The following is a 26,454-nucleotide window of genomic DNA, read 5'->3' as shown; positions in this document are numbered from 1 at the left end:
GTTTTTGCTGGCGAATGAATAGCTTGCGCGAGTTTATCACATCGCGCCGGTAGCGGCAGCGGGCGGGCCGGCGCGGCGCAGTGCCAGGCGGAACAGTAGCGGGTTCAGCAGGATGGACAAGATGGCCCCGGCCATGATCAGCGCATGGCCGCGTTCGGGTAGCAGCTGCAGGCTCAGGCCCAGGTTGGCCAGAATGAAGGAGAACTCGCCTATCTGCGCCAGGCTGGCCGCCAGCAGCCAGCGTTCGCCGCGTGGCTGGCGCAGCAGCGCCATCAGCAGCCAGGCGGCCAGGCCCTTGCCCACGATGATGATGGCCAGCGTGGCCAGCACGGCCGCGGTATCGGTAATCAGCACGCGCGGGTCGAACAGCATGCCGGCAGCCACGAAAAACAGCACCGAAAACGCATCGCGCAGCGGCATGGCTTCTTCGGCGGCGCGGTGGCTGAACGGTGAGCCGGCCAGCACGGTGCCGGCAAAGAAGGCGCCCAGCGCAAACGACACCTCAAACAAGGCGGTGGCGCCATAGGCCACGCCCAGTGCGGTGGCCAGCACACCCAGGCGGAACATTTCGCGGCTGCCGGTGTGCACGATTTTTTCCAGCATCCACGGGATGGCTTTCTGTCCCACCAGCATCATCACCGCCACAAAGGCGGCCACTTTGCCCAGCGTGAGCAGAATCGCCTGTAGCGAGTCCCCCAGGTTGGCCGCAGCGCTACCTGCCAGCGCGGGGATCAGCACCAGCGCCAGAATGGTGGCCAGGTCTTCGCTGACCAGCCAGCCTACCGCCACCTTGCCAGCCGGGGTTTCCAGTTTGTTGTGTTCTTCCAGTGCCTTGAGCAGCACCACGGTGCTGGCTACCGATAACGCCATGCCAAACAGCAGGCCCTGCGGCACGCTCCAGCCCAGTAGCACGCTCAGGCCGCAGCCCAGGGCGATGGCCACTGTAATCTGGGCAAAAGCACCGGGTAGTGCAATGCGCCGTACCGCCCACAGGTCTTGTATGGAAAAGTGCAGCCCGACGCCGAACATCAGCAGGATGACCCCCAGCTCGGCCAGCTCGGCCGCCAGGTGGCCATCTGCCACAAAACCCGGGGTAAACGGGCCGATCAGAATACCGGCCGCCAGATAGCCCAGCAGCGGTGGCAGGCGCAGCTTGAGCGCCACGGCGCCCAGCAGAAAGGCGGTGACCAGTGCGCCGACCAGCGTGGTAATCAGTGGGGTTGCATGCATGTGTTCTCCCTGTCCATTGTCATTTTGTGGTCGCCAGCCTGGCCGCGTGCTGCGGGCGGGGCGGCAGGGCGCGGCTGGCCTGTCTGCGCTAGGCCTGGCTGGCGGCTATTTAAAGATAGAAAGTCTGGCGGCGGCAGAGTTCACCGTTTGAGCATAATCCATCGAATTTGTTTTACTTAATGGTGCTGCTAAAAACATTCAATTTTAGCTATTGAGTGATTGTGGCTATCATCAACTTAAGTTCAATAGCTTCTGGAGTGCATCATGATCAAGACCATCACCTTCGCCATCTGTCATTTCACCGTGGCGTTCTGCGTGGCTTATCTGCTCACCGGCAGCTTTGGCATCGCCAGCCTGCTGGCACTGGTAGAACCGCTGGTGAATACCGTGGCGTACTACTTTCATGAAAAAGTGTGGGACCGTATCCGGGCCAACAAGGCGGCAGAACCGGATACCGCCACCGCCGGGCACCGGGGGCTGCTGCATCGCCACTAGCAGCTCCCGCCGTATGTAAAAGGCTGGTGTAGAATTGCATCATTTTTGTAGGGTTTTGTTGTGCGTTAGCGAGTGTGCTAGCGATGCAGAGCCCGCCTCCTACACTGGTTTCCCGCATGCTGGCCTTCCCCCGTCCTGCTTCTTCTGCGTTTTATCGCCCGGATATCGATGGCTTGCGCGCCATTGCGGTACTGAGCGTGATTGCCTATCACATTGGTGTGCCCGGCTTGCCGGGTGGCTTTGTGGGCGTGGATATCTTTTTTGTACTCAGCGGGTTTCTGATTAGCGGCTTGCTGCGCCAGGAGCTGCTGGCTACCGGCCGCCTGGGTTTTGCCGCCTTCTTTGCACGGCGTATCCGCCGTCTGGGTCCGGCACTGGTGCTGGTGACGCTGGCTACGCTGCTGGCAGGCTATATGGTTTTGCTGCCGGATGCTGCCAACACGCTGGGGCGCGAGGCGCGCGCGGTGGTGACCTTATCGGCCAACCACCATTTCATGAAGCATGCTTTTGACTACTTCAATACGGCTACCGACCTGAAGCCCTTGCTGCATACCTGGTCGCTGGCGGTAGAGGAGCAGTATTACCTGTTGTGGCCGCTGCTGATGCTGGGGGCTTACCGTGCGGGGGGCGGGGAAAAGGCTTTGCGGCCAACCTTGCTGGCCGTGCTGTTGCTGTCTTTTGCTGCTTGTCTTTATTTGTCCTATCGCGATATGCCCAAGGCGTTTTACCTGATGCCGGCACGAGCGTGGGAGTTTGCGGCGGGTGGCTTGCTGGCCTGGCTACCGCTGCGCCATAGCCGTAGTGCATGGCATGCCAATGCTTTGGCGGGTGGCGGCCTGGCTATCTTGCTGGCCAGCATTGTGCTGCTTGACGAGCACAGCATGGTGTTCCCCGGCTGGGTGGTGTTGCTGCCAGTATGCGGTACGCTGCTGGTGTTGGCCGCAGGCGGGCTGGACCCGCATAACGCACCAGGCCGCCTGCTGGGTAGCCGCTGGTTTACGGCGCTAGGCTTGTTGTCCTACAGCTGGTATCTGTGGCACCAGCCTTTGCTGGCGCTGGGGCGTTATTACGATGTAGGCCAGCGCGATCTGCCACGGGATTTCCTGTTGGGTGGGGTGCTGGCGCTGTTGCTGGCCTGGCTAACCTACTGCCTGGTCGAGCAGCCGGTAAGGCAACGCCGCTGGCGCTGCTTTGCAACCGACAAGTCTACGCTGTGGGCCGGGCTGGCCATGTCGGTGCTGGTGTGGCTGGTCGCCAGCGCTGCCATGTATCTGCCCAAAAAATACCCCTGGCCAGGTTATCAGGCTATTTTGCAGGTCAAGCAAGACCAGGCGCAGCTACCGCCAGGCTGTGACATGCCAGAACGTGGCGTGCCACTCTCGCCGCAAGCCCGCTGCCGTATCGGCCCCGCGCAAGCGCCCTTGCAGCTGTTGGCCTGGGGCGATTCCCATACCGACCACGCCATGCCCATGTACCAGCTACTGGCACAGGCACAAGGGGTAGGTATCCTGCGCCGCGCTTACCATGGCTGCCCGCCGTTGGTGGATGCCGTGCCGGTGGGGGAGGGTAAGGTGCGCAGCTGGTGCCTGAATCACTCGCGCGCGGTGATGGCCGAGCTGGCACAGCTATCGCGTAGCGGGCTGCATGGCGTGCTGATGAACGTGCGCTGGAACGGCTATACCGCGCTGCCTGTCGCGGGCAGTGCCAGCATTACCGGCCTGGCGCAGGCGGATGCCCAGGGCAATGTGGCGGTGGCGGGGGCCATGCTGGCAGGCGTGGGCCAGCTTGACCGTGCGCATTCCTTGCAGGTGATGGCGGCCTCGCTGGATCGCGTCGCCAGCCAGCTGGCGGCGCTCAAGCTCAAGCTGGTGCTGCTGGCGCCCGAGCCGGAAATGCCGCTTTCTGTGCCGGAATGCCTGGCCCGCCGTGGCGCAGCCGCCTGCCATGCCAGCCGTGCCGATGTCGACCGCCAGCGCGCCGCTATCCTGCCCATTCTGCAGCAAGTTGCCAGCCGCCATGCCAATGTGCGCGTCTGGGACCCGATCGCCCGTTTTTGCGATGCCCAGACTTGTTATGCGGCAGCCGCAGGCGTGGTGCGCTATCAGGACCAGAATCACCTGACCGCCAGTATGTCGCGTACTCTGCAGGCGGAGTTTGCCCCCTTGTTTAGCTGGGCAAGCCAACCCTGAAGCGGTTTATTGCTCGCCTGTACACACCCTCTGCTGACATAGGTCACCAGAGGGTGTTGTTTTTTGTAGCACACCCAGGGCTGGTGCCGCCCCAGCCGGGCAGCCTGGTCGTGCTGCACTGCGGTGCTCGCCACCGGGCAGGCTTGCTGCGGTGGCTTGTCAGAATTTGTGCGCTGCAACTACAGCACGCTGCCTGCCCGGCTTGCTGAGTATGCTAACGCTGCATTTTGCTGCGTCCTATTGATAACCAATGGCATATCCGGTGCTTTTCTGTAGTGCATGCCTTACATTTTTTGCGTTTTTCTCTTTCCTGCCGCTGGCCCTGTGCGCTAGCATTCGCGCTGGCTGATGACGTTTTAGCTAAACGTTAGCTAACAGATAACGCGGTTTACCACCAAGGTTGGCCGCAGGCAGGAGACAAGCGCGATGACGCGTGTGCTGGTAATAGGCAGTATCAATATGGACATGGTGGTGAATAGCCCCACCATGCCACGGCTGGGCGAAACGCTCAGCGGTAGCGGCTTTGCCACCTATCCGGGCGGCAAAGGTGCCAACCAGGCGGTGGCCGCCGCGCGTCTGGGCGCGCAGGTGAGCATGATCGGCTGTGTGGGGCGCGATGCGTTCGGCGCCGCGCTGAAAGCCGTGCTGGCGCACGAAGGCGTGGATACCCGCTGGGTCAGCGAAGTGGACGTGGCCACCGGCGTGGCCAGCATTACCCTGTGTGGCAGCGATAACGCCATCATCGTGGTGCCAGGCGCCAACCATGCGCTGCAGCCGGCGCAGCTGGACGCCGCCGAGCAGGCCTTTGCCGACGCCGACGTGGTACTGGCGCAGCTGGAGGTGCCACTGGCTACCGTCGAGCACGCCGCCATGTTGGCCGCACGCCACGGCAAGCCCTTCATGCTGAACCCGGCGCCAGCGGTGGCGCTGCCGGCCGCGCTGCTGGCCCGCGTCAGCGTACTGACCCCCAATGAATTCGAGCTGGCCACCACGCTGGCCAGCCAGCAGCCATGGCGCGAGCTGGTGGCTGCTGCAGGCGGCTGCATCGTGATGACGCACGGTGCCGAAGGCGCTTTCTTTGCCGATGTCGGCGGCCAGCTGCAGCAGCAGCCCGGTTTTGCGGTGACCCCGATAGACACCACCGGGGCCGGTGACACGTTCAACGGCGCGCTGGCGACTTTCCTGCACCTGGGCCTGCCCGAAGCGGTACGTCGCGCCGCCGCCGCCGGTGCGCTGTCGGTCACGCAGCCGGGCGCGCAGGGCGGCATGCCCACGCTGGCCGCACTGGACACCTTTTTGCAGGAGCACGCCGCATGAAAAAACTGGGCCATCTGAACCGTGATATCGCCCGCGTGCTGGCGTGCCTGGGCCATACCGACAGTATTGTCATTGCCGATTGCGGCCTGCCGGTACCCGCGGGCGTGGAGTGCATCGACGTGTCGCTGGCGCTGGGCGAGCCCGGTTTTGCCCGCGTACTGGAGACCGTGTTGGCCGACATGGCGTGCGAGCGCGCGCTGTTTGCCAGCGAGTGCCACAGCCATAACCCGGCGGTGTCGGCGCTGGCCGCCGCGCTACCGGCGCAGGGCATTGCCACCGAATTTGTCAGCCACGAAGCGTTCAAGCAGCACTGCCGCCAGGCGCGGGCGGTGATCCGCACCGGCGACGCCACGCCGTACGCCAATGTGATCCTGTACGCCGGCGTGATTTTCTAGGAGGCGGCGATGAAGGTAAGCATGCGTGGCATCTGCAAGGCCTTTGGCCCGGTGCGGGTGCTGGAAAACGTGGACTTCACCCTGCACGGTGGCGAAATCCACGCGCTGATGGGCGAAAACGGCGCGGGCAAGTCCACGCTGATGAAGATCCTTAGCGGCGTGTACCAGCCGGATAGCGGTAGCGTGGAGGTAGACGGCCAGGCCGTGGCCATCCGCAGCACCCGCGACGCCGAGGCAGCGGGCATTGCCATCATCCACCAGGAACTGAACCTGATTCCGCAGCTGTCGGTGATGGAAAACCTGTTTCTGGGCCGCGAGCCGTCGCGCTTTGGCGTGATCCAGCGTGCCGCCATGCGCCAGCAGGCGCGGGCGCAGCTGGACGCGCTGGGCGCCAGCCAGATCGACGTGGAAGCCGAAGCCGGCAGCCTGTCCATCGGCCAGCAGCAGATGGTGGAAATCGCCAAGGCGCTGGCCATGGACGCCCGCGTGCTGATCATGGACGAGCCCACCGCCGCGTTGTCGGCGCGCGAGATCGACACCCTGTTTGCGCTGATGCGCGGCCTGCAGGCGCGCGGCGTGGCCATTGTGTATGTGTCGCACCGCATGGAAGAGATCTTCCATATCTGCGACAAGATCAGCGTGCTGCGCGATGGCTGTTTTGTGGGCGAGCGCGTGATTGCCGACACCGGTTTCGACGAAGTGGTGAAGCTGATGGTTGGCCGCGAAATCGGCGACCGCTTCCCCGGCCGTGACGTGGTGCCGGGCGCGGTGCGGCTGGCGGTGCGCGGCTTGTCTGATGGCCGCCATATCGACGGCATCAGCTTCGAAGCCCGCGCCGGCGAGGTACTGGGCATTGCCGGCCTGATGGGCGCCGGCCGTAGCGAAATCCTCAAGACACTGTTTGGCGTGAACCGCCGCACCGCCGGCGAAGTGTGGCTGGACGGCGCGCCGCTGGACGTGCGCAGCCCGGCCGCCGCCATTGCTGCCGGCCTGGCGTTTGTCACCGAAGACCGCAAAAGCCAGGGCCTGGTGCTGGGCATGTCGGTGCGCGAAAACGCCACGCTGGTGCACCTGGACAGCTACGCCCGCCTGGGCGTGGTCAACGGTGCGGCCGAGCAGGCCGCGGTGGCGCAGCAGATCAGCCAGCTGCGCATCCGCACCCGCGATGCTGAGCTGGACGTGAAATCGCTCTCCGGTGGCAACCAGCAAAAAGTGGTGTTTGCCAAATGGCTTGCCAAGCCGCCCAAGGTGCTGCTGCTGGACGAACCCACGCGCGGCGTGGACGTGGGCGGCAAGGCCGAGATTTACCACATCATCAACCAGCTGGCCGCCGCCGGCGTGGCCATCGTGATGGTGTCGTCCGAGCTGCCCGAGGTGATGGCGATGAGCAACCGCATTCTGGTGCTGCACGAAGGCCGCCAGACAGCGCTGTTCGATGCGGCCAACTTGAGCCAGGAAGACATCATGGCCGCCGCCACCGGCACCGCCGGCCACGACACCCGCACTACACAGGACTAAAAGCATGACTGCACAACAAAAAGCCACGCTGCAAAAGCTGGGCCCTTTTATCGCGCTGCTGGTGGTTTCCGGCGCGCTGGCCATCATGAGCCCGGATTTCCTGACCGTGGGCAACCTGATGAACGTGATGCGCCAGGTATCGATCAACGCGCTGATTGCCTTCGGCATGACGCTGGTCATCCTGCTGGGCGGTATTGATTTGTCGGTGGGCTCCATCCTGGCGCTGTCGTCGGTGTGCATTGCGCTGATGATCCAGAGCGGGCTGGACCCGGTGCTGGCCACGCTGCTGGGCATTGCTGCCGGTGCCGGCATGGGCTTTGCCAACGGCTGGATCATCAGCAAGGGCAAGGTGGCACCGTTTATCGCCACGCTGGCGTCCATGACCATCTTGCGCGGCCTGTCGCTGGTGTTTTCCGGTGGTAGCCCCATTACCGGCCTGGACAGCGATTTCTTCCAGATGCTGGGCGGCGGCTACGTGGCCGGTCTGGTGCCGGTACCGGTGGTATGGATGCTGCTGATGTTTGCCGGCTTCTGGTTCCTGCTGAAGCAGACCGTTTTCGGCCGCCACGTGTACGCCACCGGCGGTAACGAAGAAGCCTCGCGCCTGTCCGGCGTGAAGGTGGACCGCATCAAGATCTGGGTTTACACCGTGTCCGGCGCCATGTCGGCCATGGCAGGCGTGGTGCTGACCTCGCGCCTGAACTCGGCGCAGCCCACCGCCGGTACCGGCTACGAGCTGGACGCCATCGCAGCCGTGGTGCTGGGTGGCACCAGCCTGACCGGCGGCCGTGGCTGGATCTTTGGCACCCTGATGGGGGCGCTGCTGATTGGCGTACTGAACAATGGCCTGAACCTGCTGGGCGTATCGTCGTTCTACCAGCAGGTGATCAAGGGCGCTGTCATTCTGCTGGCGGTACTACTGGACCGCGCAGGCAAAAAGTAAACCGGCTGCCGGCCGGTGGCCGGTGGCGGCAACACGTGTCGTTCAATAAAACAGGGAGTCGCACCATGAATCGCATCATCACCCCGCTGCTGGCCAGCCTGCTGGCTTTTGGTATTGCTGCTTGCTCCAAGCAGGGCCCGGACAGCGCACCGGCCGCTGCCAGCGAGCCGGCTGCTGCCACCAGCACCGCCACCGTTGGCCTGGCCGTGTCCACGCTGAACAACCCGTTCTTTGTGTCGCTGCGTGACGGCGCCGAGGCGGAGGCCAAGAAAGAAGGCATCAACCTGATTACCGTGGATGCTCAGGACGACCCGGCCAAGCAACAGGCCAGCGTGGAAGACCTGATCCAGAAAAAGGTAAACGTGATCCTGATTAACCCGACCGACTCCGCCGCCGTGGCCAATGTGGTGAAAGAAGCCACCAGCAAGGGCATCAAGGTGGTATCGCTGGACCGTAGCGTGACCGGTGCCGACGTCAGCGCGCACATTGCGTCCGACAACGTGGCCGGTGGCAAGATGGCCGGCGAGTTTCTGCTGGAAAAACTGGGCGGCAAGGGCAATATCGTAGAGCTGGAAGGCATTGCCGGTTCGTCTGCTGCGCGCGAGCGTGGCCAGGGCTTCCATCAGGTAGTGGATGGTAAGGCCGACGTGAAACTGCTGGCCAAACAGCCGGCGGACTTTGACCGTGCCAAAGGCCTGTCGGTGATGGAAAACATCATCCAGGGCAATAAAGGCATTCAGGGTGTGTTTGCCCACAACGACGAAATGGCGCTGGGCGCGGTGAAAGCCATCCAGGCTGCCGGCCTGAAAAACGTGGTAGTGGTGGGCTTTGATGCGACCGCCGACGCCGTGGCCGCGGTAAAAGGTGGCACCCTGGCCGCGACCGTACAGCAGCAGCCCGAGCTGATTGGCCAGTACGGCGTGCAAACCGCTAAAAAGCTGATCGCCGGCCAGCCTGTGGATAAATTTATCCCGGTACCGCTGAACCTGGTGAAGTAAGCCAGCTTGCGGCTAACCCGCTATGGCGGGTAGCCGCTGTAATACAATCGAGGTCCCTGCCAGCATAGGGCTGGCAGGGATTTTCTTTGCCCGGCTACGCCGCAGGAGTTTTTCATGACGTTTCAGCGCCTGACCATTGACGATGTCGCCCGTATTGCCGGGGTATCGCGCACCACGGCCAGTATGGTGCTCAATGGCCACGCCGAACGCTACCGCATTGCTCAGGCCACGGTGGCGCGGGTAGAGCAGGTGGCGCGCGAGCTGAACTTCAGCCCGTCGCACTCGGCACGTTCGCTGCGCAATCGCCGCAGCCAGGCCATTGGCTTGGTGATTCCCGACCTGACCAACGCCAGCCACGCTGCGCTGGCGCAGGCGCTGGAAAACCTGTGCCGCGCCCGCGACCTGCAGCTGTTGATGGTGACCAGCGACGAAGACCCCGAGCGCGAAAGCGCCGGCATGACACAGCTGGTGGCACGTCAGGTAGACGGCATGCTGGTGGTGCCGTGCAGTAGCGATGCTCGCCATTACCAGAAATGGACACGTCGCCTGCCGCTGGTGTTTGTCGACCGCCGGCTGGACGACAGCGGCATCCCCTCGGTGGTGACCGACGCCACCGACAGCGTGGTACAGCTCCTGGCACCCAAGTTGGCCGCAGGCATCAGCGAGCTGGTGTATTTTGGCGGCCAGGCCGCGCTATCCCCCAGCCGCGACCGCCTGGCCGGCTATCGCCAGGCGTTGGCCGCTGCCGGCCTGGCCGAGCAGCCGGGCTGGGTGTGCGAGCGCGACTTCCTGCGCGAATCCGGCTACGCCATGATGCAAGCCTGGCATGCGGCCAACGGCCGCTACCCGCAGGCGCTGTTTACCGCATCCATCACCCTGCTGGAAGGCGTGTTGGCGTACCTGCGCCAGCACGGCCTGCACGATGCGCCGCGCAGCATGATGACCTTTGACCACCACGCGCTGCTGGACTGCCTGCCGCTGGCCATCGATGCCGTGCAGCAGGATTCGGAAAGCCTGGCCGCCGCCAGCCTGGCTAAAGTGCTGGCTTTGCTGGAAGGCCAGCCGCTGCCGGCCACCGACACCCGCATTGCCGCTACCCTGTTGCGCAGCCCGCACGGCGGCTAGGGCAGGCGGCTGGTAGAATGAACGCTTTCGTACCCGCCTGACCCCGCCCCATGAACAATGACCTGCTTGCTGGCCTGAACGCCGAACAACTTTCCGCCGTCACCTGGCCCGCCAAAAGCGCGCTGGTGCTGGCTGGCGCCGGTAGTGGCAAAACACGGGTGCTGACCACGCGCATTGCCTGGCTGCTGCAAACCGGCCAAGCCAACCCGGCCAGCATTCTGGCGGTAACGTTTACCAATAAAGCCGCCCGCGAAATGCAGACCCGCTTGGCCGCCATGATGCCGGTGAACGTGAAAACCATGTGGATAGGCACCTTCCATGGCCTGTGCAACCGCCTGCTGCGCATGCACTACCGTGACGCCGGCCTGCCGCAAACCTTTCAGATTCTGGACAGCGGCGAGCAGCAAAGCGCTATCAAACGCCTGCTCAAGAGCCTGGATATCTCCGACGAGAAATTCCCGCCCAAGCAGGTACAGCAGTTCATCAACGGCCAGAAAGAAGCCGGCGTGCGCGCCGGCGAGCTCAGCGCCTACGACCCGTATACCAAAAAGCTCATCGAGCTGTACGCCGCCTACGACGCGCAGTGCAACCGCGAAGGCGTGGTGGATTTTGCCGAGCTGCTGCTGCGCAGCTACGAGCTGCTGTCGCGTAATGCCGCGCTATGCGAGCACTACCGCGCGCGTTTCCGCTTTGTGCTGGTAGACGAGTTCCAGGATACCAACCGCCTGCAATACGCCTGGCTCAAGCTGCTGGCCGGCCCCGACAACGCGCTGTTTGCCGTGGGCGACGACGACCAGTCCATTTACGCCTTCCGTGGCGCCGAAGTGGGCAATATGCGCGCGCTGCTGGCCGACTACGGCGTGGCCGGCCCTGTGCGGCTGGAGCAGAACTACCGCTCGGCCGGCACCATCCTGGATGCGGCCAACGCGCTGATCGAGCGCAACGACGGGCGCCTGGGCAAAAAGCTGTGGACCGCCGCCGGCCCCGGCGACAAGATCCGCTTGTTTGATGCGTATTCCGATGGCGAAGAAGCCCAGTTCATCGTGGACGAGGTCAAAGCACTGAAACGCGACGGCTGGAATCTGTCCGACATGGCGGTGCTGTACCGCAGCAACGCGCAGTCGCGCATTCTGGAGCAGGTGCTGGTGCAAGCCGGCGTGGCCTACCGTATTTATGGTGGCCTGCGCTTTTTCGAGCGTCAGGAAATCAAGCACGCACTGGCCTACTTGCGCCTGGCCATCAACCCGGATGACGACAACGCCCTGCTGCGCGTGATCAACGTGCCGGCGCGCGGCATTGGTGCCCGTACGGTGGAAAACCTGCAAACCGCCAGCCGCGAGCAGGGCGTCAGCCTGTGGCAGGCCGCCTGCGGGGCAGGGGGCGGGCGTACCGCCGGCAAGCTGGCCGAGTTTGTGCTGCTGGTAGAAAAACTGCGCCAGCGCTGCGAGCCTTTGAACCTGGCCGAGCAGGTGAGCCTGGTGATCGACGATTCCGGTTTGCGTAGCATGTACGAGGCCGACAAGAAAGACGGCGAAGAACGCCTGTCCAACCTGGACGAGCTGATCAATGCTGCCACCGGCTTCATGCCGCAAGAGCCACAGCTGGCGGTGGTGGAGTTTCTCACCCAGGCCAGCCTGGAAGCGGGCGACCACCAGGCCGACGCAGGCCAGGACGCCTTGCAGCTGATGACTGTGCACGCGGCCAAAGGGCTCGAATTCAACGCCGTATTTGTGGGTGGCCTGGAGGAAGGGCTGTTCCCGCACGAAAACAGCTTTAATGACGCCAAGGGTCTGGAAGAAGAGCGGCGGCTGATGTACGTGGCCATCACGCGTGCCAGACAGCGGCTTTACCTCACCAATGCGCAAAGCCGCATGCTGCACGGGCAGAGCCGTTACCCTATCCGTTCGCGCTTTGTGGATGAAATTCCGGCCGAGCTGTTACAGGTTTTATCTGCTACGGTAAAAGCTGCGCCTGTTGCCAGCCGCAGCAGCTGGGCAGAACCGGCTTTTGTGCAGCAAAAGGCGGCCGCCCGGCAGGGGGGCTGGCGTGTGGGCCAGTCGCTTAGCCATACCAAGTTTGGTGCGGGGGTCGTGATTAACGCGGAAGGTGCAGGCGACGACCTGCGTTTGCAGATCAATTTTGCCGAGCACGGCATCAAGTGGCTGGATTTGCGTTACGCTGCAGACAAACTGACGTCTCTATAAGCCACCAACATAACAAAAGCGGGGCAATACATGAGTTCGCTGTCCAATCAATCGACTACGTTCAATGCCATTACCAGTGCCAAAGAAGCCACTGGGCGTCGGGATTATTCCAACCCGTTTGCCAAAAAGCAGTTTCTGGTAGTGGATTGCGTGCCGGAAATGCAGCGTGCCATGTCCATGACGCTGCAGTCTTTTGGTGCCGAAAAAGTGGAATACGCCGGCAAGGCCAGCGACGCATTGGTGAAGCTGATGCGCTACGACTTTGACGTGGTGCTGTGCGATTACGATCTGGGCGGCGGTAGCGATGGCCTGTATCTGTACGAGGAGGCGAAGGAGCGCAACCTGCTGAAGCAGTCCTGCGTGTTCATGATCGTCAGCGGCGAGCGCCGTGCGGCCAAGGTGTTGTCTGCCGCCGAGCTGGCACCGGATGGCTACTTGCTCAAACCGTTTACCGGCGAAGAGCTGGCCAAACGGCTAGAGGTCGCCATGCGCCGCCGCGATGCCTTCAAAGTGGTAGACGAGGCGCTAATGAGCCACGACTACATGGCCGCCATTGAGGCGTGTGGCAAGAAAATCAGCGAGCGCAACGAGTTCAGCCTGGATTTCATGAAGCTCAAGGGCAGCTTGAGCATGAAGATAGGCGATTACGACTCGGCGCATAACCTGTACCAGCAGGTGCTGAAGATCAAGGAAATCCCGTGGGCCAAGGTGGGCATGGCCAAGTCCATGGCCGGGCTCAAGAAAGTGGAGCCGGCCATTGCGCTATTCCAGCAAGTGATTGTGGAAAACGACCGCGTGATGGAAGCCTACGACTGGCTGGCCAAGCTGTACCAGGATAACCACGACCTGGGCAAAGCGCAGCAAACCCTGAAGCGCGCCACCGAGCTATCCCCGGCCACCATTCGCCGCCACCAGGCGCTAGGCCAGGTGGCCGAAGAAAACGGCGATCTGGAGCAAGCCAAGAAAGCCTACAACACCACGCTGGAGCTATCCAAAGCCAGCTGGCACCGCAGCCCCACCCATTACGCTACGTTGGCGCGTACGCAGCTTGCCAGCCAGGACAAGGCCGAGGCCATGAAAACCCTGGCCTCGCTACGCCGCGATTACAAGCACAACCCGGAAGGCGAGTGGATGGCAGATGTGGTCGATAGCACCATCCAGAGTCATAGCGGTAACAAGGCAGCGGCCGAGAAGTTGTTGCGTTCTGCAGAAGAGCGCATGTCGCAGCTCACTAAACTGAAAGACAGCGACCGGCTGGAGTTTGCCCGCGCCTGCTATGGGCAGGGCCAGCACGACATGGGCGACAAGGTCGCCAGTGGCCTGGTACGCAATAACCACGATAACGAAGAGCTGCTGCAAAAACTCTCCACCATGTTTGACCAGGTTGGCCGCGGCGATGCCGGCCGCGAGCTGATCGCCAGCAATGTGCAGGGCATTGTGGACCTGAACAACCAGGCCGTGCGCGAGGCCCAGTCTGGCGACCACGACAAGGCCATCGCCCTGTTCCAGAAGGCTTTGCAGGAAATGCCGGAAAACGTGCAGCTGATGCTCAACCTGGTGAACGCCATCATTGCCCAGTGCCACCGCCAGGGCTGGCACGAAAGCAATATCAAGCACGCCCACGAGCTGTTGCAGCGTGTGCGCGAAATGGCACCTACCAATAATAAATTCCAGAAGTTGTTGCAGGCCTGGCGTAGCCTGATCGACCAGCACCAGAAGCGGGAATTCCTGTTGTGATACCGCCAAAGCACCACGGTATGCAGCCCCTGTTGTTTACGGGGCTGTTTTCTTGTTGGCTGTTGTTTGCGGCAATGGGCTGGGTATGGCTGGAAACCGGTGAGCGTCACGCGACACAGCAGGTGCTGGATGACCAGGCCGAGCAGCAGCTGGTGCAGCTACGCACCCAGCTGGATGGCATGCAGCAAGAAGCACGGCAGCTATTGCGCACCCTGGAGCTGACCCGTGCGCAAGGCAGCGAGCAGTACGCACCCTACCTCGCCAGCTTGCGCCAGCATTACCCCCAGCTGGGGCAGGTGGCCCTGCTGGCGGCCAACCCGGCGCAGGGCAAACAGCTGGAAGTGCTGGCGTTTGTGCCCTTTCAGTTGGGTGGGGTCTTGCTACCCACCCAAGACCTGGCACGGCAGCCACTGGTCACGCCAGTCGTACCGGCCTTGCAGCGTGGCCAGGCGCAGCTATTGGTCTGGCAGCCGCGTGCCCCAGAGCAGCTATTGCTGATCTTGCCGGGCAAGCAGGGCATGGCACTGGCTTTATGGCTGTCGCCTCAAGCGCTACTGCCAGACAGTTTGCCCGCTGATATCAAGGCCACGCTGTCAGCACAGCCTGCTGCCCCGGCAGCGGCTAGCGCGGCAGGTAATTTATTAAGCCAGCAAGCATTGCGTAGTGGGGCTTTCGAGCTGAATCTTACCCTGTGGCGTGCCTGGCAGCCCTTGGACCAGCTGTCATGGCGCAGTGTGGTGTTGCTGGCGTTTATGCTTTTGCTTTGGTTGCTGGGGTGGCAGTCATGGCGACAGAGTCGTGGCCTGCTGCGGCAGACCCGGCAAGCACGCCGCCTGCAAGAACAATGGCTGGTGCGCGCCATGCAGCAGGCACCCGTTTCACCACAGCGAGCGCTGGCAACCCTGGAGCGGCAGCTGCAAACGCTTCCCCCATCGTGCCTGATGCGTGTCTGGTGGGTGCATGGCAAGGGCGTACGCCGTCGTACATTTCATTTGGCAAAAGCCATGCTGCAGCTGGACAGCCAGTTGAGCAGCGCGCCATTTGACGGCTTGACGGTTGTCCGTTTACGCCATGGCCAGCTGGTGCTGGTGCTGCTGCAGGATGAGCCCGGTATGGTCGTGAATGCCCCCCGGCTTTCGCACTGGCTGACAGCCGCCATGGGCGGGCGGCCCGACGAGGCTGGCCTGATATGGCAGTGTTTCGAGATGGATAAAGGCGTGGGCGAGCTGGAGCGTGCCTTGGCTGGCGCCTCACTGGCCCCTCCGTTGGCCCCGCAGGGGCAGGGGGTGGCCGGGCGCTGATGCCGGCCTGCCGGTTTTGCAGTACAATTGCCGCCATCGCCAACCGGGGGAATACACATGTATCAGTCCGAATTTACCGCTTTCATGAACGGCTTTCTGGAAAAGAACCCGCAAGTCGATACCGAACGTCGCGAACTGCGCCTGACCTGGTGGGAACGCACGCTGGACCTGGATGACCTGCGCCGCTGGAAAGCCTCCCGCGTGCCGCAGAAACCCTACGTTTACCAGCCCGAGTAAACCTGGCGTACCGCCGTTCCGGCCCGTCGTATTGATCAAACCCTGCTTGCCACGCTCGCAGGGTTTGTCTTGTCCACACCAGGGCTTGCCCGGGGCCGCCATGCAGCCTGGCGCTGCCCGCCCCGGCCAAACCGGACGGGGCGCTTTGTCAGTAGTCTTCACGCCCGCAAGGGCGTTTGTTTTTTGAGCATCAGCATGACCAGACAAACCATGACCATGAGCGACGATGTCGCGAGCTACTTGCTGCAAATCGGTGTGACCGAGCACCCGGTGCAGCGCGCCCTGCGCGAATTTACTGCCGGCCACCGCATGGCCAAGATGCAGATCGCCCCGGAGCAGGGCCAGTTTCTACGCTGGCTGGTCGGCCTTACCGGCGCACGCCGCTATCTGGAAATCGGTACGTTTACGGGCTACAGCGCGCTCACCGTTGCCCTGGCCATGGGCGAGCAGGGGCGCACGGTGTGCTGCGACATGAGCGTAGAGTTCACCACCATCGCCCGCGATTATTGGCAGCAAGCCGGCGTAGCCGAACGCATAGACCTGTACGTGCAGCCTGCCGTACAGACGCTCGCCATGTTGTTGGAGCAGGGCGCGGCCGGCAGCTTTGACCTGGCATTCATCGATGCCGATAAACAGAACTACCCGGCTTACTACGAAACCTGCCTGCAGCTGGTACGCCCGGGCGGGATGATTGCCATCGACAATATCCTGCTTAATGGCCGAGTGGTGGCACCGCAGCCCGATCACCCGCGCAGCGTGCACGTCATGCACGAATTCAACGCAAAGCTGCTGGCCGACCCGCGTGTCAGCCTGTGCATCTTGCCCATGGGCGATGGCATGACCCTGCTGCGCCGTTTGTGAGCGGTCACCTCAAGGAACCCGCTGTTCCCGGGCTGGTCTGTTAATCACGCCTTTTAGCCCGCTGCCGGTGTTAACATCGGCATGTTATTGAAACAGGATAAACCCATGTTGCAACGCCGCCCGCGCCGCATGATGAACCAGATGAATGTGGTGCCCTACATCGACGTGATGCTGGTGCTGCTGGTGATCTTCATGGTCACTGCGCCCATGTTTACCCCGGGTGTCATCGATGTGCCCAGTGTGAGCCGTGCCGCCCAGGTCGACACCACGCCGCTGGAAATCAGCATTGAAGCCAGTGGTGCCTACTTTGTCGGGGAAGGGGGCAAGCGTGATCCTGCGGCCAACCTGGACGAGCTGATTGCCATGGTGCAGGCGCGGCTGAAAGATGGCCGCCCGGTAGTGGTCACCGCGCATCAGGACCTGAAATACAGTGAAGTGGTCAAAGTAGCCGACAAGCTGCACGCGGCCGGTATCCAGCGTGTGGCGCTTACGGTGCGCCAGCAGGGTAGCTGATGGTTGCCACCCGCCAACCCGGTGCCGCCTCCTGGCTGCTGTCCGCCTGCTTGCATGCGCTGGTATTACTCTGCCTGTGGTGGTCTGCCGCCCCGGAACAGCTGAAAACTCCGCCACCGCTGGCCGTAGAACTGTGGGCGGGGAATACCGGCCAGGCCGCTGCGCCGGTGGCCACGCCGGCGCCCGCCGCTAAGCCAGCCCCTGCGCCAGCCCCGGCTCCGGCTCCCGCGCCGGTGGCGAGCACGAAAGCGCCGCCTCCGGCCCCGGTCGTGGATAACCCGGCTGCCGATGTGAAAGTACAGGCCGACAAGCCCACCAGAAAGCCGCCGCAAGCGGACACCAAACCTGCGGTGAAAGAGCCGCCAGTGGCCAAGACCAAGCCCGCGGCCCCTGCGCCAGAGCGGACACCGCCACCGAAGCCTGCCAGTAATGCGGCAGCCAAGCCTGCGGCCAACCCTAAACCTGCCGCCGTGAAAACCGACGACCTGCTGGCCGAGCTGGACGCGCTGCCACCCGGCCCCGGGCAGGGCAAGGTGAGCCAGGCCGGTGCCAAAACCGGTGCGAAAACCGGTTCGGCCACCGGCCAGCCAGATCTGAAACAGCAGTACGGCGAGGCCATCAAGAACCGTGTGCGCCCGTATATCGTGATACCGGACGGCATCAAGGGTAACCCCGAGGCGTCGGTGGAAGTGATCATCCTGCCGACGCTGGAAATCCGCAGTACGCGTATCCTGCGCAGTAGCGGCTCGCCCGCGTGGGACCAGGCCGTACTGGCAGCCCTGGCCGAAGTACGGCGCTTCCCGCCGCTACCCAAGGGCGCAGACTTTGCCGACTACCGCCGTATCACCCTTAATTTCCGCCCCAAGGAGTAATGCCTTGCACCGACTGATTGCTTACTGCTGGCGCATGCTGCTGCTGGCCATGATGTTGGCCGCACCGTTGGCGCGCGCCGACCTGACCGTAGATATCGTGGGCGGTGGCAGCAGCCGCTACCCGCTGACCATTCTGCCCATGCAAAACGAAGAATGGCTGCCCGAGGCGGTAACGCAAACGGTCAAAAGCGATCTGGCCATGACCGGCTTGTTCGGCCTGCTGGAGCCGCCGGGCGGCACCGTGCTGCCGGCCTCTCCACAGGCATTCGATCCCGCGCCATGGCAGCAAAACGGCAGCCGTGCCGTGCTGTACGGCAAAGTGACCAAACTGGAAGGCGGCCTGTTGCGCCTGACCTTCTGGGCCGAAACGGTGAACCCGCGCGAGCAGAAGCTGGCCGCCGAGTTTGATGTCCACAGCTCGCAGCTGCGCGATGTGGCGCACCGCATTGCCGACATGGTTTACGAGGCGCTGCTGGGCAGCAAGAGCCTGTTCGCCAGCCGTATTGCCTTTGTCGTGCAAAAAGGTAAAGAGTCGCGCCTGCAAGTAGCCGATGTGGACGGCCGCCGCGCGCAAACCGTGTTGCGCTCGGCCGAGCCCATTATTTCGCCCGCCTGGAGCCCGGACGGCAGCCGTCTGGCGTATGTGTCGTTCGAGAACAAAAAACCGGTGATTTACGTGCAAGACCTGGCTACCGGCCAGCGCCGCCTGCTGGCCAACTTCAAGGGTAGCAACTCGGCACCGACCTGGAGCCCGGATGGCCGCAAGCTGGCCATCGTGCTGACATTAAGCGGTAATTCGCAGGTGTATATTATCAATGCCGACGGCACGGGCTTAAGCCGTTTCTCTTATAGTGATGCCATCGATACCGAACCGGTATTCAGCCCGGATGGCCGCCAGATTGCGTTTGTGTCCGACCGCAGCGGCGGGCCCCAGATTTACATCCAGCCACTGGATGGCAGCAAAACCGTCCGCCGCGTGACCTTCCAGGGCGCGTACAACGTGTCGCCGGCTTTTTCGCCAGATGGCCGCCAGCTGGCTTATGTGCGCCGCGAGGGTGGGCGCTTCAAGGTGATGCTGCAAGACCTGGCCACCGGTGACGCGCGCATGATCAGCAACAGCGCGTTTGACGAATCGCCCAGCTTTGCCCCCAACGGCAAGATGGTGCTGTACGCCAGCGACGAAGGCGGCCGTAGCGTGCTGTATGCCGCCTCTACCCAGCACCCTGGCCGCGTCAAGCTAGGCGCGCTGGAAGGCCAGGTGCAAGACGCTGCCTGGGGGCCGTTTAACCCCTGACGGCCAAGGCGGTGGAACTTTGGTTTTGTTCAAAAGTCTTTATGGTTTACCCGAGTCATTTCACTGGCTACACCAGGCCAGCCACAACAAGGAGCGTCGCATGAAAGTTTTACCCTTCGTCGTAGCCGCAGCGGCGGTATTGCTCAGTGCCTGCGCCAGTACCAGCAACCCGGCAGACACAGCCAATGCTGGCAATGCCGCTATCGTGTCCGGCAATAGTGGCAGCACCACCGGCAGTGCAGGTGGCAGCAGCCTGAACCCGGCGCAGCCTCTGCCACAGGTCGATGCAGTGAGCGCAGAAGCTGCAGCGTATGCTGGCGTGAACGGCAAGAGCGTGTTTTTTGATTTTGACCAGTTCGCCATCAAGGACGAATACAAGGGTGTGGTCGAAGCGCATGCCGCCTATCTGGGCAAGTACAAAGGCCGCGTACTGGTACAAGGCAACACCGATGTGCGCGGTAGCCGCGAATACAACCTGGCGCTGGGCCAGCGCCGTGCCGAAAGCGTGAAACAGTCGCTGGAAGTGCTGGGCGTGAAGCCGGAGCAGGTAGAAGCGGTGAGCTTTGGCATGGAAAAACCCCGTGCTACCGGCACTACAGATAGCGATCACGCACAAAACCGCCGCGCCGATTTCGCTTACCAGTAAACCCCGGCCGGCCACGCCGGCTTGACCTGCATCCGGGAAGGCGTCAACCTGCCCGGATTGCCCATTCTGCAAAGCCCTAACCACCATGCGTAACCGACTGCTCCCCCTGCTGTTGCCCATCGTACTGGGTGCGTGTGCCACCACCACCGATCTGGAACAGGCGCGTCTGGACCTGGAAACCAAGCTGGCCAGCTCCAGTCAGCAAGCCAGTGCACGTTTGTCCGATGTCGAAGCCAAGCTGGCCAACCAGCGCCTGCTGGACCTGGTGAACCAGGTCACGCTGCTGAAAGGCGAAATGGCCACGCTGCGTGGGCAGAACGAGGTACTGCAACACCAGGTAGCCGAAACGCAAAAGCGTCAGAACGACCTGTACAACGACATCGACTTGCGTGTGGGCAAGATGGAAAAGCAGCTGCGAGAAGCCAGCCAGCCACAGGCTGAGGCACCCGCCGCCGAGCCCGCTGCGGCCAACCCTGCCGAAACCGCACTGGCCCGTGCGCTGGAAGTGCTGCGCGCCCGCGACTTTGCCAAATCACTGCCCCTGCTCAAAGCCGTGGCCGATGGCTACCCCGGCAGCGAGCAGAGCCTGGAGGCCACCTACTGGATGGGCGTAGCACACACCGCACTTAAGCAATACAGCGCCGCCATTGATATCCAGCGCCGTTTTGCCGAGCAATACCCCAAACACCCCAAAGCCGCAGAAACCCTGCGCCTGATGGCTGGCAACCAGCTACAGCTGGAGCAGAAAGACCAGGCCCGCCTGACCCTGCGTAAAATCATCAAGCAATACCCCGGCACCCCGGCGGCGCAGCGCGCCCAGCAACAGCTGGCCACGCTCTAGTCTGGCCACAGCGCACCTGTCGCTATCGAAAGCCGGCTTTCCCTAGGGGATGCCGGCTTTGTCTTGCCGGGAAGATGCTTCCGTGGAAGGTAAATCCCGGCGGCAAGCCCTTGCCAAATCAGGTAAAATTCCGTTTTTTCCCCTTCTTGACGGAATCAGCCTCCATGATCGAAGTTGGCATCGTGATGGGTAGTAACAGCGACTGGGAAGTCATGCAAAACGCTGCGCGCGTTCTGAAAGACTTCGGCATCGCTTTCGAAACCCGCGTCGTCTCCGCCCACCGTACCCCCGACCTTCTGTTCCAGTACGCCGAAACCGCCGAAGCGCGTGGCCTGAAAGCCATCATCGCCGGTGCCGGTGGCGCCGCCCACCTGCCGGGCATGCTGGCCGCCAAGACCCACATCCCGGTACTGGGTGTGCCTGTGCCGTCCAAATACCTGCGTGGTGAAGACTCGCTGCTGTCCATCGTGCAAATGCCCAAAGGCATTCCTGTGGCCACCTTCGCCATTGGCGAAGCCGGTGCGGCCAACGCTGGCCTGTTTGCCATCGCCATGCTGGCCAATGGCAACCCCGAGCTGGCGGCCAAGCTGAAGGCCTTCCGCAAGCAACAAGAAGACACCGTGCTGGCCATGAGCCTGCCGGAGGTACAGTAATGGCCGCCATTTTGCCGCCAGCCATGCTGGGCATCCTCGGCGGTGGCCAGCTGGGCCGCATGTTTGTTACCGCCGCCAAGCGCATGGGCTATCGCGTGACCGTGCTGGACCCGGACGCCAACGCCCCGGCAGCCGAGTTTGCCGATGTACACCTGTGTGCCGCGTTTGACGATGCCGACGCCCTGGCCACGCTGGCGCGTACCTGTGCCGCCGTGACCACCGAGTTTGAAAACGTTAACGCCGACGCCATGCGTCTCTTGGCCAAGACCACCCGTGTATCGCCATCCGGCGACTGCGTGGCCATTGCCCAGGACCGCATTGCCGAAAAGAGCTGGGTGGGCAAAGCCGGCTTGCCTACCGCGCCGTATCTGGCGATTGAAAGCGTGGAGGACATCCAGGTCGAGCTGTCGCCCTACCTGCCGGGCATTCTCAAGACCGCCCGCCTGGGCTACGACGGCAAAGGCCAGGTGCGGGTAAAAACCGCCGACGAAGCCCGTGCTGCCTACGCCAACCTGGGCGGCCAGGCCTGCGTGCTGGAAAAAATGCTGGACCTGAAGCTGGAAGTCTCGGCCATTGTGACCCGCACCAGTGCGGCGCAAGTGGCGGTGTTCCCGGTATCGGAAAACATCCACAAGAACGGCATTCTGGACGAATCCATCGTGCCGGCGCGCATCGCGCCCGAGTTGGCCGCAGGGGCACAGCAGTACGCCGTGCAGCTGGCCGAAGCGCTGGACTACGTGGGCGTACTGGCGGTGGAGTTCTTCGTACTGGGCGACGATAGCCTGGTGGTCAACGAAATGGCGCCGCGCCCGCATAACTCCGGCCACTACACCATCGACGCCTGCGTCACCGACCAGTACCAGCAGCAAGTGCGCGCCATGTGCGGCCTGCTGCCGGGCAAGACAGACCTGCTGTCGCCGGTGGTCATGGTGAACCTGCTGGGCGATGTGTGGGGCGAGGACGGCAGCGAGCCGAACTGGGCGGTGCTGATGGAAGCACCCAACGCCCACCTGCACAGCTACGGCAAAAAACACGCCCGGCCAGGCCGCAAAATGGCGCACTACTGTGTGCTGGCGGCCAACGTAGACGACGCGCTGGAACAGGCGCGCGCGCTGAAAGACACCTTGTAATGAAAACAGGCGACGCCCACAAGGCGTCGCTTTTTGCTTTGTGAAGGAAGTTTCATGACCCAACTGACCAGCCTGAAAAAAATCTACTCGGGTAAAGTACGCGACCTGTACGAGATCGACGATCAGCGCATGCTGATGGTGGCCAGCGATCGCCTGTCCGCTTTCGACGTGATCCTGGACGACCCTATTCCAGGCAAGGGCCAGATCCTCACTGCCATTTCCAATTTCTGGTTCGATACCCTGAAAGACGTGGTGCCCAACCACCTGACCGGTGACCAGGTAGAAGACGTGGTCGCTGCTGCCGAGCTGCCGCTGGTCGCCGGCCGTGCCGTGGTGGCCAAACGCCTGAAGCCGGTGATGATCGAGGCCGTGGTACGCGGCTACCTGGCCGGCTCCGGCTGGAAGGAATACCAGAAGTCCGGCACGGTATGCGGCATTGCTCTGCCGGCCGGCCTGCAGGAATCCAGCAAGCTGCCCGAGCCTATCTTTACCCCGTCTACCAAGGCGGCAGTAGGCGACCACGACGAGAACATTACCTTTGCCCAGTGCGAAGCCATCGTGGGTGCCGAGCTGGCGGCCAAGGTGCGTGACACCGCCATCCTGCTGTACCAGACCGCCGCCGCTTTTGCTGCCAAGCGTGGCATTATCATCTGCGATACCAAGTTCGAGTTCGGCCTGGATGCCGACGGCACCCTGGTGCTGATGGACGAAGCGCTGACGCCGGACTCCAGCCGTTTCTGGCCGGCCGACAGCTACGCTGAAGGCACCACGCCGCCGTCGTTCGACAAGCAGTTCGTACGCGACTGGCTGGAGGCTTCCGGCTGGAACAAGGCACCGCCAGCCCCGGCCGTACCGCTGGACGTACGCGAAAAAACCGCGGCCAAATACCGCGAGGCGCTGGAGCGCCTGACCGCACAGTAAGCCCCGGCCCACGCCAGACGCTTGCCCGGCCCGCCTTGCGCGGGCTTTTTCATGCCTGGTTGCCGCACTGGTGGCATACTTGCGTTTTTATCGAATTTGCCAAGGGAGTAGCTCATATGGCCCGTAGCCAGCCCGCGCTCAGCACCGCCCGTTTACAGCTTTTGCCGCCAGAAGCGGCCTGGGCCCGCGCCGTTCGCGACTACCAGCTGCGTAACCGCGAGCACCTGGCCCCGTGGGATCCGACCCACGGCGATATGTACTTCACCGAGCTGTTCTGGGGCATGCGCCTGCGCGAACGCATCGAGGATTTCAAGCTGGGCCGCGGTGCCATGTTTCTGGTGATGCACGACAAGCAGCCAGGGCAAGTGATCGGCACGATCGCCCTGAGCAATATCGTGCGCGGTGTGTTTCAGGCCTGCCACCTGGGCTACAACATCGACCATGCCTACCAGGGGCAGGGCATGATGAGCGAGGCGGTGGAGGCGGTGGTGCAGTTTGCCTTCCGCGACCTGGGCCTGCACCGCGTGCAGGCCAACTATCAGCCGGAAAACCAGCGCAGCGCGCGCCTGCTCGCCAAGCTGGGCTTTACCATTGAAGGCGAGGCCAAGGATTATCTGTTCCTGAACGGTGCCTGGCGCGACCATGTGCTGACTTCGCGCCGTAACCCGGATTTCGACAGCACACCGCTGCGCGCCTGAGCGCGCGCGCACGGGCCACCGTGCTGCAGGGTTGGCCGCATGGCGGAAAAGGCCTATTCCTCATAGGGTTGGCGGAATTTCTGCATGCGTTATGATGTGGCCTCCTCATCATGCAAGGTGTTCCGATGACGCTAGACCCTGTCGTGCTGTTTTTCGTGCTGGGCTTGCTGGCTGCGCTGGCCAAGTCTGATCTTAAACTCCCCCCCGCGCTCTACGAGACCCTGTCGGTGTTTCTGCTGATTGCCATCGGCCTGAAGGGGGGCGTGGCCTTGTCCAAGCTTTCTGGTAGCGCGGTACTGTGGCAGGTTGTGGCGGTGATCCTGTTGGGCGCGGCGCTCACCTTGCTGGCGTTTGCCGTGTTGCGCTGGCGTCTGGGCCGGGCGGATGCGGCGGCCACGGCGGCGCATTATGGCTCGGTGAGTGTGGTCACCTTTGCCGTAGCCAGTGCTTACCTGTCACGTCATGGCGTGGAGGCCGAGCCGCAGCTCACCGTGTTTCTGGCGGTCATGGAAATGCCGGCGCTGGTGGTTGGCGTGCTGCTGGCCCGCATGGGGGGTGACAAGCGCGTGAACTGGGGCCGCCTGGCGCACGAGGTGTTTCTGGGCAAGAGCATGGTGCTGCTGATGGGGGGCTTGCTGATAGGCTGGATCGCCGGCGCGGAGGGCATCAAAAGCCTGTCTCCGCTGTATATCGATATGTTCAAGCCAGTGCTGTCGCTGTTTTTGCTGGAAATGGGTTTACTCACCGCGGGCAAGCTGGCCGGCCTGCGTGCCCAGGGGCTGTTTGTCGTGGTCTTTTCTACGCTGATGCCGCTGCTGTTTGCCTGCGTTGGCCTGGCGGCAGCGGTGGGCATGGGCTTGTCGGTAGGCGGTGCCATGCTGCTGGCCACCCTGTGTGCCTCGTCATCCTATATTGCCGCCCCCGCTGCCATGCGTATTGCCGTGCCGGAAGCCAACCCGGCCATATCGCTGGCAGCCAGCCTGGGGGTCACCTTCCCGTTTAACCTGTTGCTCGGTATACCGCTGTACCTGTGGTTGGCACAGCAGGTTTACGCCTGAAAGGAAGCTCGATGCCATTTCATACTAAGAAGCTGCTGACGATTGTTACCGAGTCTGTGCTGGAGGCACGGCTGGTCAAAGATATCCAGCGCCTGGGCGCACATGGCTACACCGTGGTGGATGCACGCGGTGGCGGCGCGCATGGCGTGCAGGGCGGGGCGTGGAGTTTCGACCGCAATATCCGCATCGATGTGGTATGCGATGCGCAGGTGGCCGAGGCGATTGCACGCCGTTGCGAACAAAGCTATCTGCCGGATTACGGTTTGATCCTGTATGTTTCGGATGTAGGGGTGCTACGCGCAGACAAATTCTAGTGCGAGCCTGCCAGACATCAGGGGGAAAACATGACGCAAACCTTTCGTTTGACCGCCAGTGATGGTGCCGATATTCATGGTTGCTATTGGCTACCCGCTGGTGAGCCACGCGCGGTGGTGGTGATTAGCCATGGCATGAGCGAGTACGGCGGGCGCTATCAGGCGCTGGCACAAAAGCTGTCGCTGGCCGGCTACGCGGTGTATGCCCACGACCACCGCGGCCATGGTGAGCATGCGCCGGTACCCGGCTGGTTTGCGGAGCAAGGTGGCTGGCAGAAGGTGGTAGATGATTTGCGCGAGGTGGTGGACTACGCTCGGCAGCAGCACGAGCGCCCGGTGGTGTTGTATGGCCACAGTATGGGCAGCTTTATTGCACGGGCGTTCATGCTGCGTTACGGCCAACGTTTGTCCGGGCTCGTACTGTCTGCCACGGGCTACCGCCAGCGCTACCTGTCGCGTGTGATGCGTGGTGTCGCCAGGCTGGCGGCCCGGCTGGGCGGGGCAAATAAGCCCAGTACCTTCATGACAGCGCTGGTGTTCGGCAGCTTCAATCTGGGGTTTTTACCCGCCCGTACCCGGCTGGATTGGCTAAGCCGCGATCCGGCGCAGGTGGATGCCTATATTGCCGACCCCTTATGCGGCCAACATCCCACCCCGCAGCTGTGGATCGATCTGTTTGGCGGCATTATCGAGCTGGAGCTGGGTGAGGCCGATGGCCGCGCGCTGCCCAAAGCCTGTCCGGTGTGGCTACAGGCCGGCAGCCGCGACCCGGTCAGCCTGGGCAAGTTTGGTCTGGGCCAGCTGGCCAGCCGCTACCGTGCAGCGGGCATGCGGGATGTGAGCGTTACCGTCTATCCGGGCGGGCGGCACGAAATGCACAATGAAACCAACCGTGCCCAGCTGGAGGCCGATTTGCTGGCCTGGCTGAACCGTATGACGGCCTAAGCTGTGTAAACCATGAAAA

26 protein-coding genes are annotated in these 26,454 nt (G+C 62.8%); 25 read left to right on the top strand and 1 reads right to left on the bottom strand.

Translation table 11 applies throughout. The features are described from left to right. Positions 1-36: 36 nt before the first annotated feature. Positions 37-1,230, bottom strand: a complete 1,194-nt coding sequence (locus ACZ9XP_RS05180; RefSeq protein ID WP_465188106.1) for a cation:proton antiporter domain-containing protein — start codon at positions 1,228-1,230, stop codon at positions 37-39. A 264-nt stretch (positions 1,231-1,494) separates the two neighbouring features. Here ACZ9XP_RS05180 and ACZ9XP_RS05175 point away from each other — a divergent pair, with 264 nt between their 5' ends. From ACZ9XP_RS05175 to ACZ9XP_RS05055, 25 genes are all read left to right on the top strand, one after another. Then, the gene (locus tag ACZ9XP_RS05175; RefSeq protein WP_147695208.1) at positions 1,495-1,725 is read left to right on the top strand and encodes a DUF2061 domain-containing protein; all 231 of its coding nucleotides are present in this window, start codon (positions 1,495-1,497) and stop codon (positions 1,723-1,725) included. 116 nt (positions 1,726-1,841) lie between these two features. Then, positions 1,842-3,914, top strand: a complete 2,073-nt coding sequence (locus ACZ9XP_RS05170) for an acyltransferase family protein (RefSeq protein ID WP_465188105.1) — start codon at positions 1,842-1,844, stop codon at positions 3,912-3,914. Between the two features lie 426 nt (positions 3,915-4,340). Next, a complete protein-coding gene (locus ACZ9XP_RS05165) occupies positions 4,341-5,231 on the top strand; it encodes a ribokinase (protein WP_147686599.1) in 891 nt (296 codons plus the stop codon). Next, positions 5,228-5,626 (top strand): D-ribose pyranase, encoded by a 399-nt coding sequence (gene rbsD, locus ACZ9XP_RS05160; protein ID WP_147686601.1) that lies wholly within the window; start codon positions 5,228-5,230, stop codon positions 5,624-5,626. Before ACZ9XP_RS05165 ends, rbsD begins: the two co-directional genes overlap by 4 nt. Positions 5,627-5,635: 9 nt before the next feature. Then, entirely contained in the window at positions 5,636-7,144 is a 1,509-nt protein-coding gene (locus ACZ9XP_RS05155; RefSeq protein ID WP_147686603.1) for a sugar ABC transporter ATP-binding protein, read from the top strand. 4 nt (positions 7,145-7,148) lie between these two features. Then, positions 7,149-8,087, top strand: a complete 939-nt coding sequence (locus ACZ9XP_RS05150) for an ABC transporter permease (RefSeq protein ID WP_147695213.1) — start codon at positions 7,149-7,151, stop codon at positions 8,085-8,087. A 65-nt stretch (positions 8,088-8,152) separates the two neighbouring features. Then, on the top strand, positions 8,153-9,085 hold the full coding sequence (gene rbsB / locus ACZ9XP_RS05145) for a ribose ABC transporter substrate-binding protein RbsB (RefSeq protein WP_147686607.1): 933 nt from the start codon (positions 8,153-8,155) through the stop codon (positions 9,083-9,085). A gap of 114 nt (positions 9,086-9,199) precedes the next feature. Next, positions 9,200-10,210, top strand: a complete 1,011-nt coding sequence (locus tag ACZ9XP_RS05140) for a LacI family DNA-binding transcriptional regulator (RefSeq protein ID WP_147686609.1) — start codon at positions 9,200-9,202, stop codon at positions 10,208-10,210. A 50-nt stretch (positions 10,211-10,260) separates the two neighbouring features. Further along, positions 10,261-12,414, top strand: coding sequence for a UvrD-helicase domain-containing protein (locus ACZ9XP_RS05135; RefSeq protein WP_465188104.1), 2,154 nt, complete (start codon positions 10,261-10,263; stop codon positions 12,412-12,414). Positions 12,415-12,444: 30 nt separating this feature from the next. Beyond that, positions 12,445-14,151, top strand: a complete 1,707-nt coding sequence (locus ACZ9XP_RS05130) for a tetratricopeptide repeat protein (RefSeq protein ID WP_147686613.1) — start codon at positions 12,445-12,447, stop codon at positions 14,149-14,151. A gap of 20 nt (positions 14,152-14,171) precedes the next feature. Then, positions 14,172-15,452, top strand: a complete 1,281-nt coding sequence (locus tag ACZ9XP_RS05125; RefSeq protein WP_465188103.1) for a hypothetical protein — start codon at positions 14,172-14,174, stop codon at positions 15,450-15,452. Positions 15,453-15,509: 57 nt separating this feature from the next. Then, a complete protein-coding gene (locus tag ACZ9XP_RS05120) occupies positions 15,510-15,689 on the top strand; it encodes a DUF3460 family protein (protein ID WP_017507325.1) in 180 nt (59 codons plus the stop codon). Between the two features lie 195 nt (positions 15,690-15,884). Further along, positions 15,885-16,550, top strand: a complete 666-nt coding sequence (locus ACZ9XP_RS05115; protein ID WP_147686617.1) for a class I SAM-dependent methyltransferase — start codon at positions 15,885-15,887, stop codon at positions 16,548-16,550. Between the two features lie 105 nt (positions 16,551-16,655). Next, the gene (locus ACZ9XP_RS05110) at positions 16,656-17,063 is read left to right on the top strand and encodes a biopolymer transporter ExbD (protein ID WP_147686619.1); all 408 of its coding nucleotides are present in this window, start codon (positions 16,656-16,658) and stop codon (positions 17,061-17,063) included. Then, complete coding sequence (locus ACZ9XP_RS05105; protein WP_147686621.1) at positions 17,063-17,935, top strand: TonB family protein; 873 nt, start codon at positions 17,063-17,065, stop codon at positions 17,933-17,935. Before ACZ9XP_RS05110 ends, ACZ9XP_RS05105 begins: the two co-directional genes overlap by 1 nt. A 4-nt stretch (positions 17,936-17,939) precedes the next feature. Continuing rightward, positions 17,940-19,229: a Tol-Pal system beta propeller repeat protein TolB gene (tolB, locus tag ACZ9XP_RS05100; RefSeq protein ID WP_240803452.1), complete on the top strand. Its 1,290-nt coding sequence runs from the start codon at positions 17,940-17,942 to the stop codon at positions 19,227-19,229. A gap of 100 nt (positions 19,230-19,329) precedes the next feature. Then, positions 19,330-19,875, top strand: coding sequence for an OmpA family protein (locus ACZ9XP_RS05095; RefSeq protein ID WP_147686623.1), 546 nt, complete (start codon positions 19,330-19,332; stop codon positions 19,873-19,875). 85 nt (positions 19,876-19,960) lie between these two features. Continuing rightward, positions 19,961-20,716, top strand: coding sequence for a YbgF trimerization domain-containing protein (locus ACZ9XP_RS05090; protein WP_147686625.1), 756 nt, complete (start codon positions 19,961-19,963; stop codon positions 20,714-20,716). A gap of 164 nt (positions 20,717-20,880) precedes the next feature. Then, positions 20,881-21,369, top strand: coding sequence for a 5-(carboxyamino)imidazole ribonucleotide mutase (purE, locus tag ACZ9XP_RS05085; RefSeq protein WP_147686627.1), 489 nt, complete (start codon positions 20,881-20,883; stop codon positions 21,367-21,369). Then, positions 21,369-22,499, top strand: coding sequence for a 5-(carboxyamino)imidazole ribonucleotide synthase (locus tag ACZ9XP_RS05080; protein ID WP_465188102.1), 1,131 nt, complete (start codon positions 21,369-21,371; stop codon positions 22,497-22,499). The genes purE and ACZ9XP_RS05080 overlap by 1 nt, the downstream gene beginning before the upstream one ends. Positions 22,500-22,553: 54 nt before the next feature. Then, positions 22,554-23,420: a phosphoribosylaminoimidazolesuccinocarboxamide synthase gene (locus ACZ9XP_RS05075; protein ID WP_147686631.1), complete on the top strand. Its 867-nt coding sequence runs from the start codon at positions 22,554-22,556 to the stop codon at positions 23,418-23,420. Between the two features lie 116 nt (positions 23,421-23,536). Then, on the top strand, positions 23,537-24,118 hold the full coding sequence (locus ACZ9XP_RS05070; RefSeq protein ID WP_017507315.1) for a GNAT family N-acetyltransferase: 582 nt from the start codon (positions 23,537-23,539) through the stop codon (positions 24,116-24,118). Between the two features lie 125 nt (positions 24,119-24,243). Further along, positions 24,244-25,176 carry a sodium-dependent bicarbonate transport family permease gene (locus ACZ9XP_RS05065; RefSeq protein WP_465188101.1) on the top strand — a complete coding sequence of 311 codons (933 nt, stop codon included), beginning with the start codon at positions 24,244-24,246 and terminating at the stop codon, positions 25,174-25,176. An 11-nt stretch (positions 25,177-25,187) separates the two neighbouring features. Further along, positions 25,188-25,490: a P-II family nitrogen regulator gene (locus ACZ9XP_RS05060; protein WP_147686635.1), complete on the top strand. Its 303-nt coding sequence runs from the start codon at positions 25,188-25,190 to the stop codon at positions 25,488-25,490. A gap of 30 nt (positions 25,491-25,520) precedes the next feature. After that, the gene (locus ACZ9XP_RS05055) at positions 25,521-26,435 is read left to right on the top strand and encodes an alpha/beta hydrolase (protein WP_438696751.1); all 915 of its coding nucleotides are present in this window, start codon (positions 25,521-25,523) and stop codon (positions 26,433-26,435) included. Positions 26,436-26,454 lie beyond the last annotated feature (19 nt).

This window comes from Vogesella perlucida (assembly GCF_979366545.1).
Note: the sequence above shows the minus strand (reverse complement) of the source record. Positions and strands in the feature narration are given on the sequence as shown.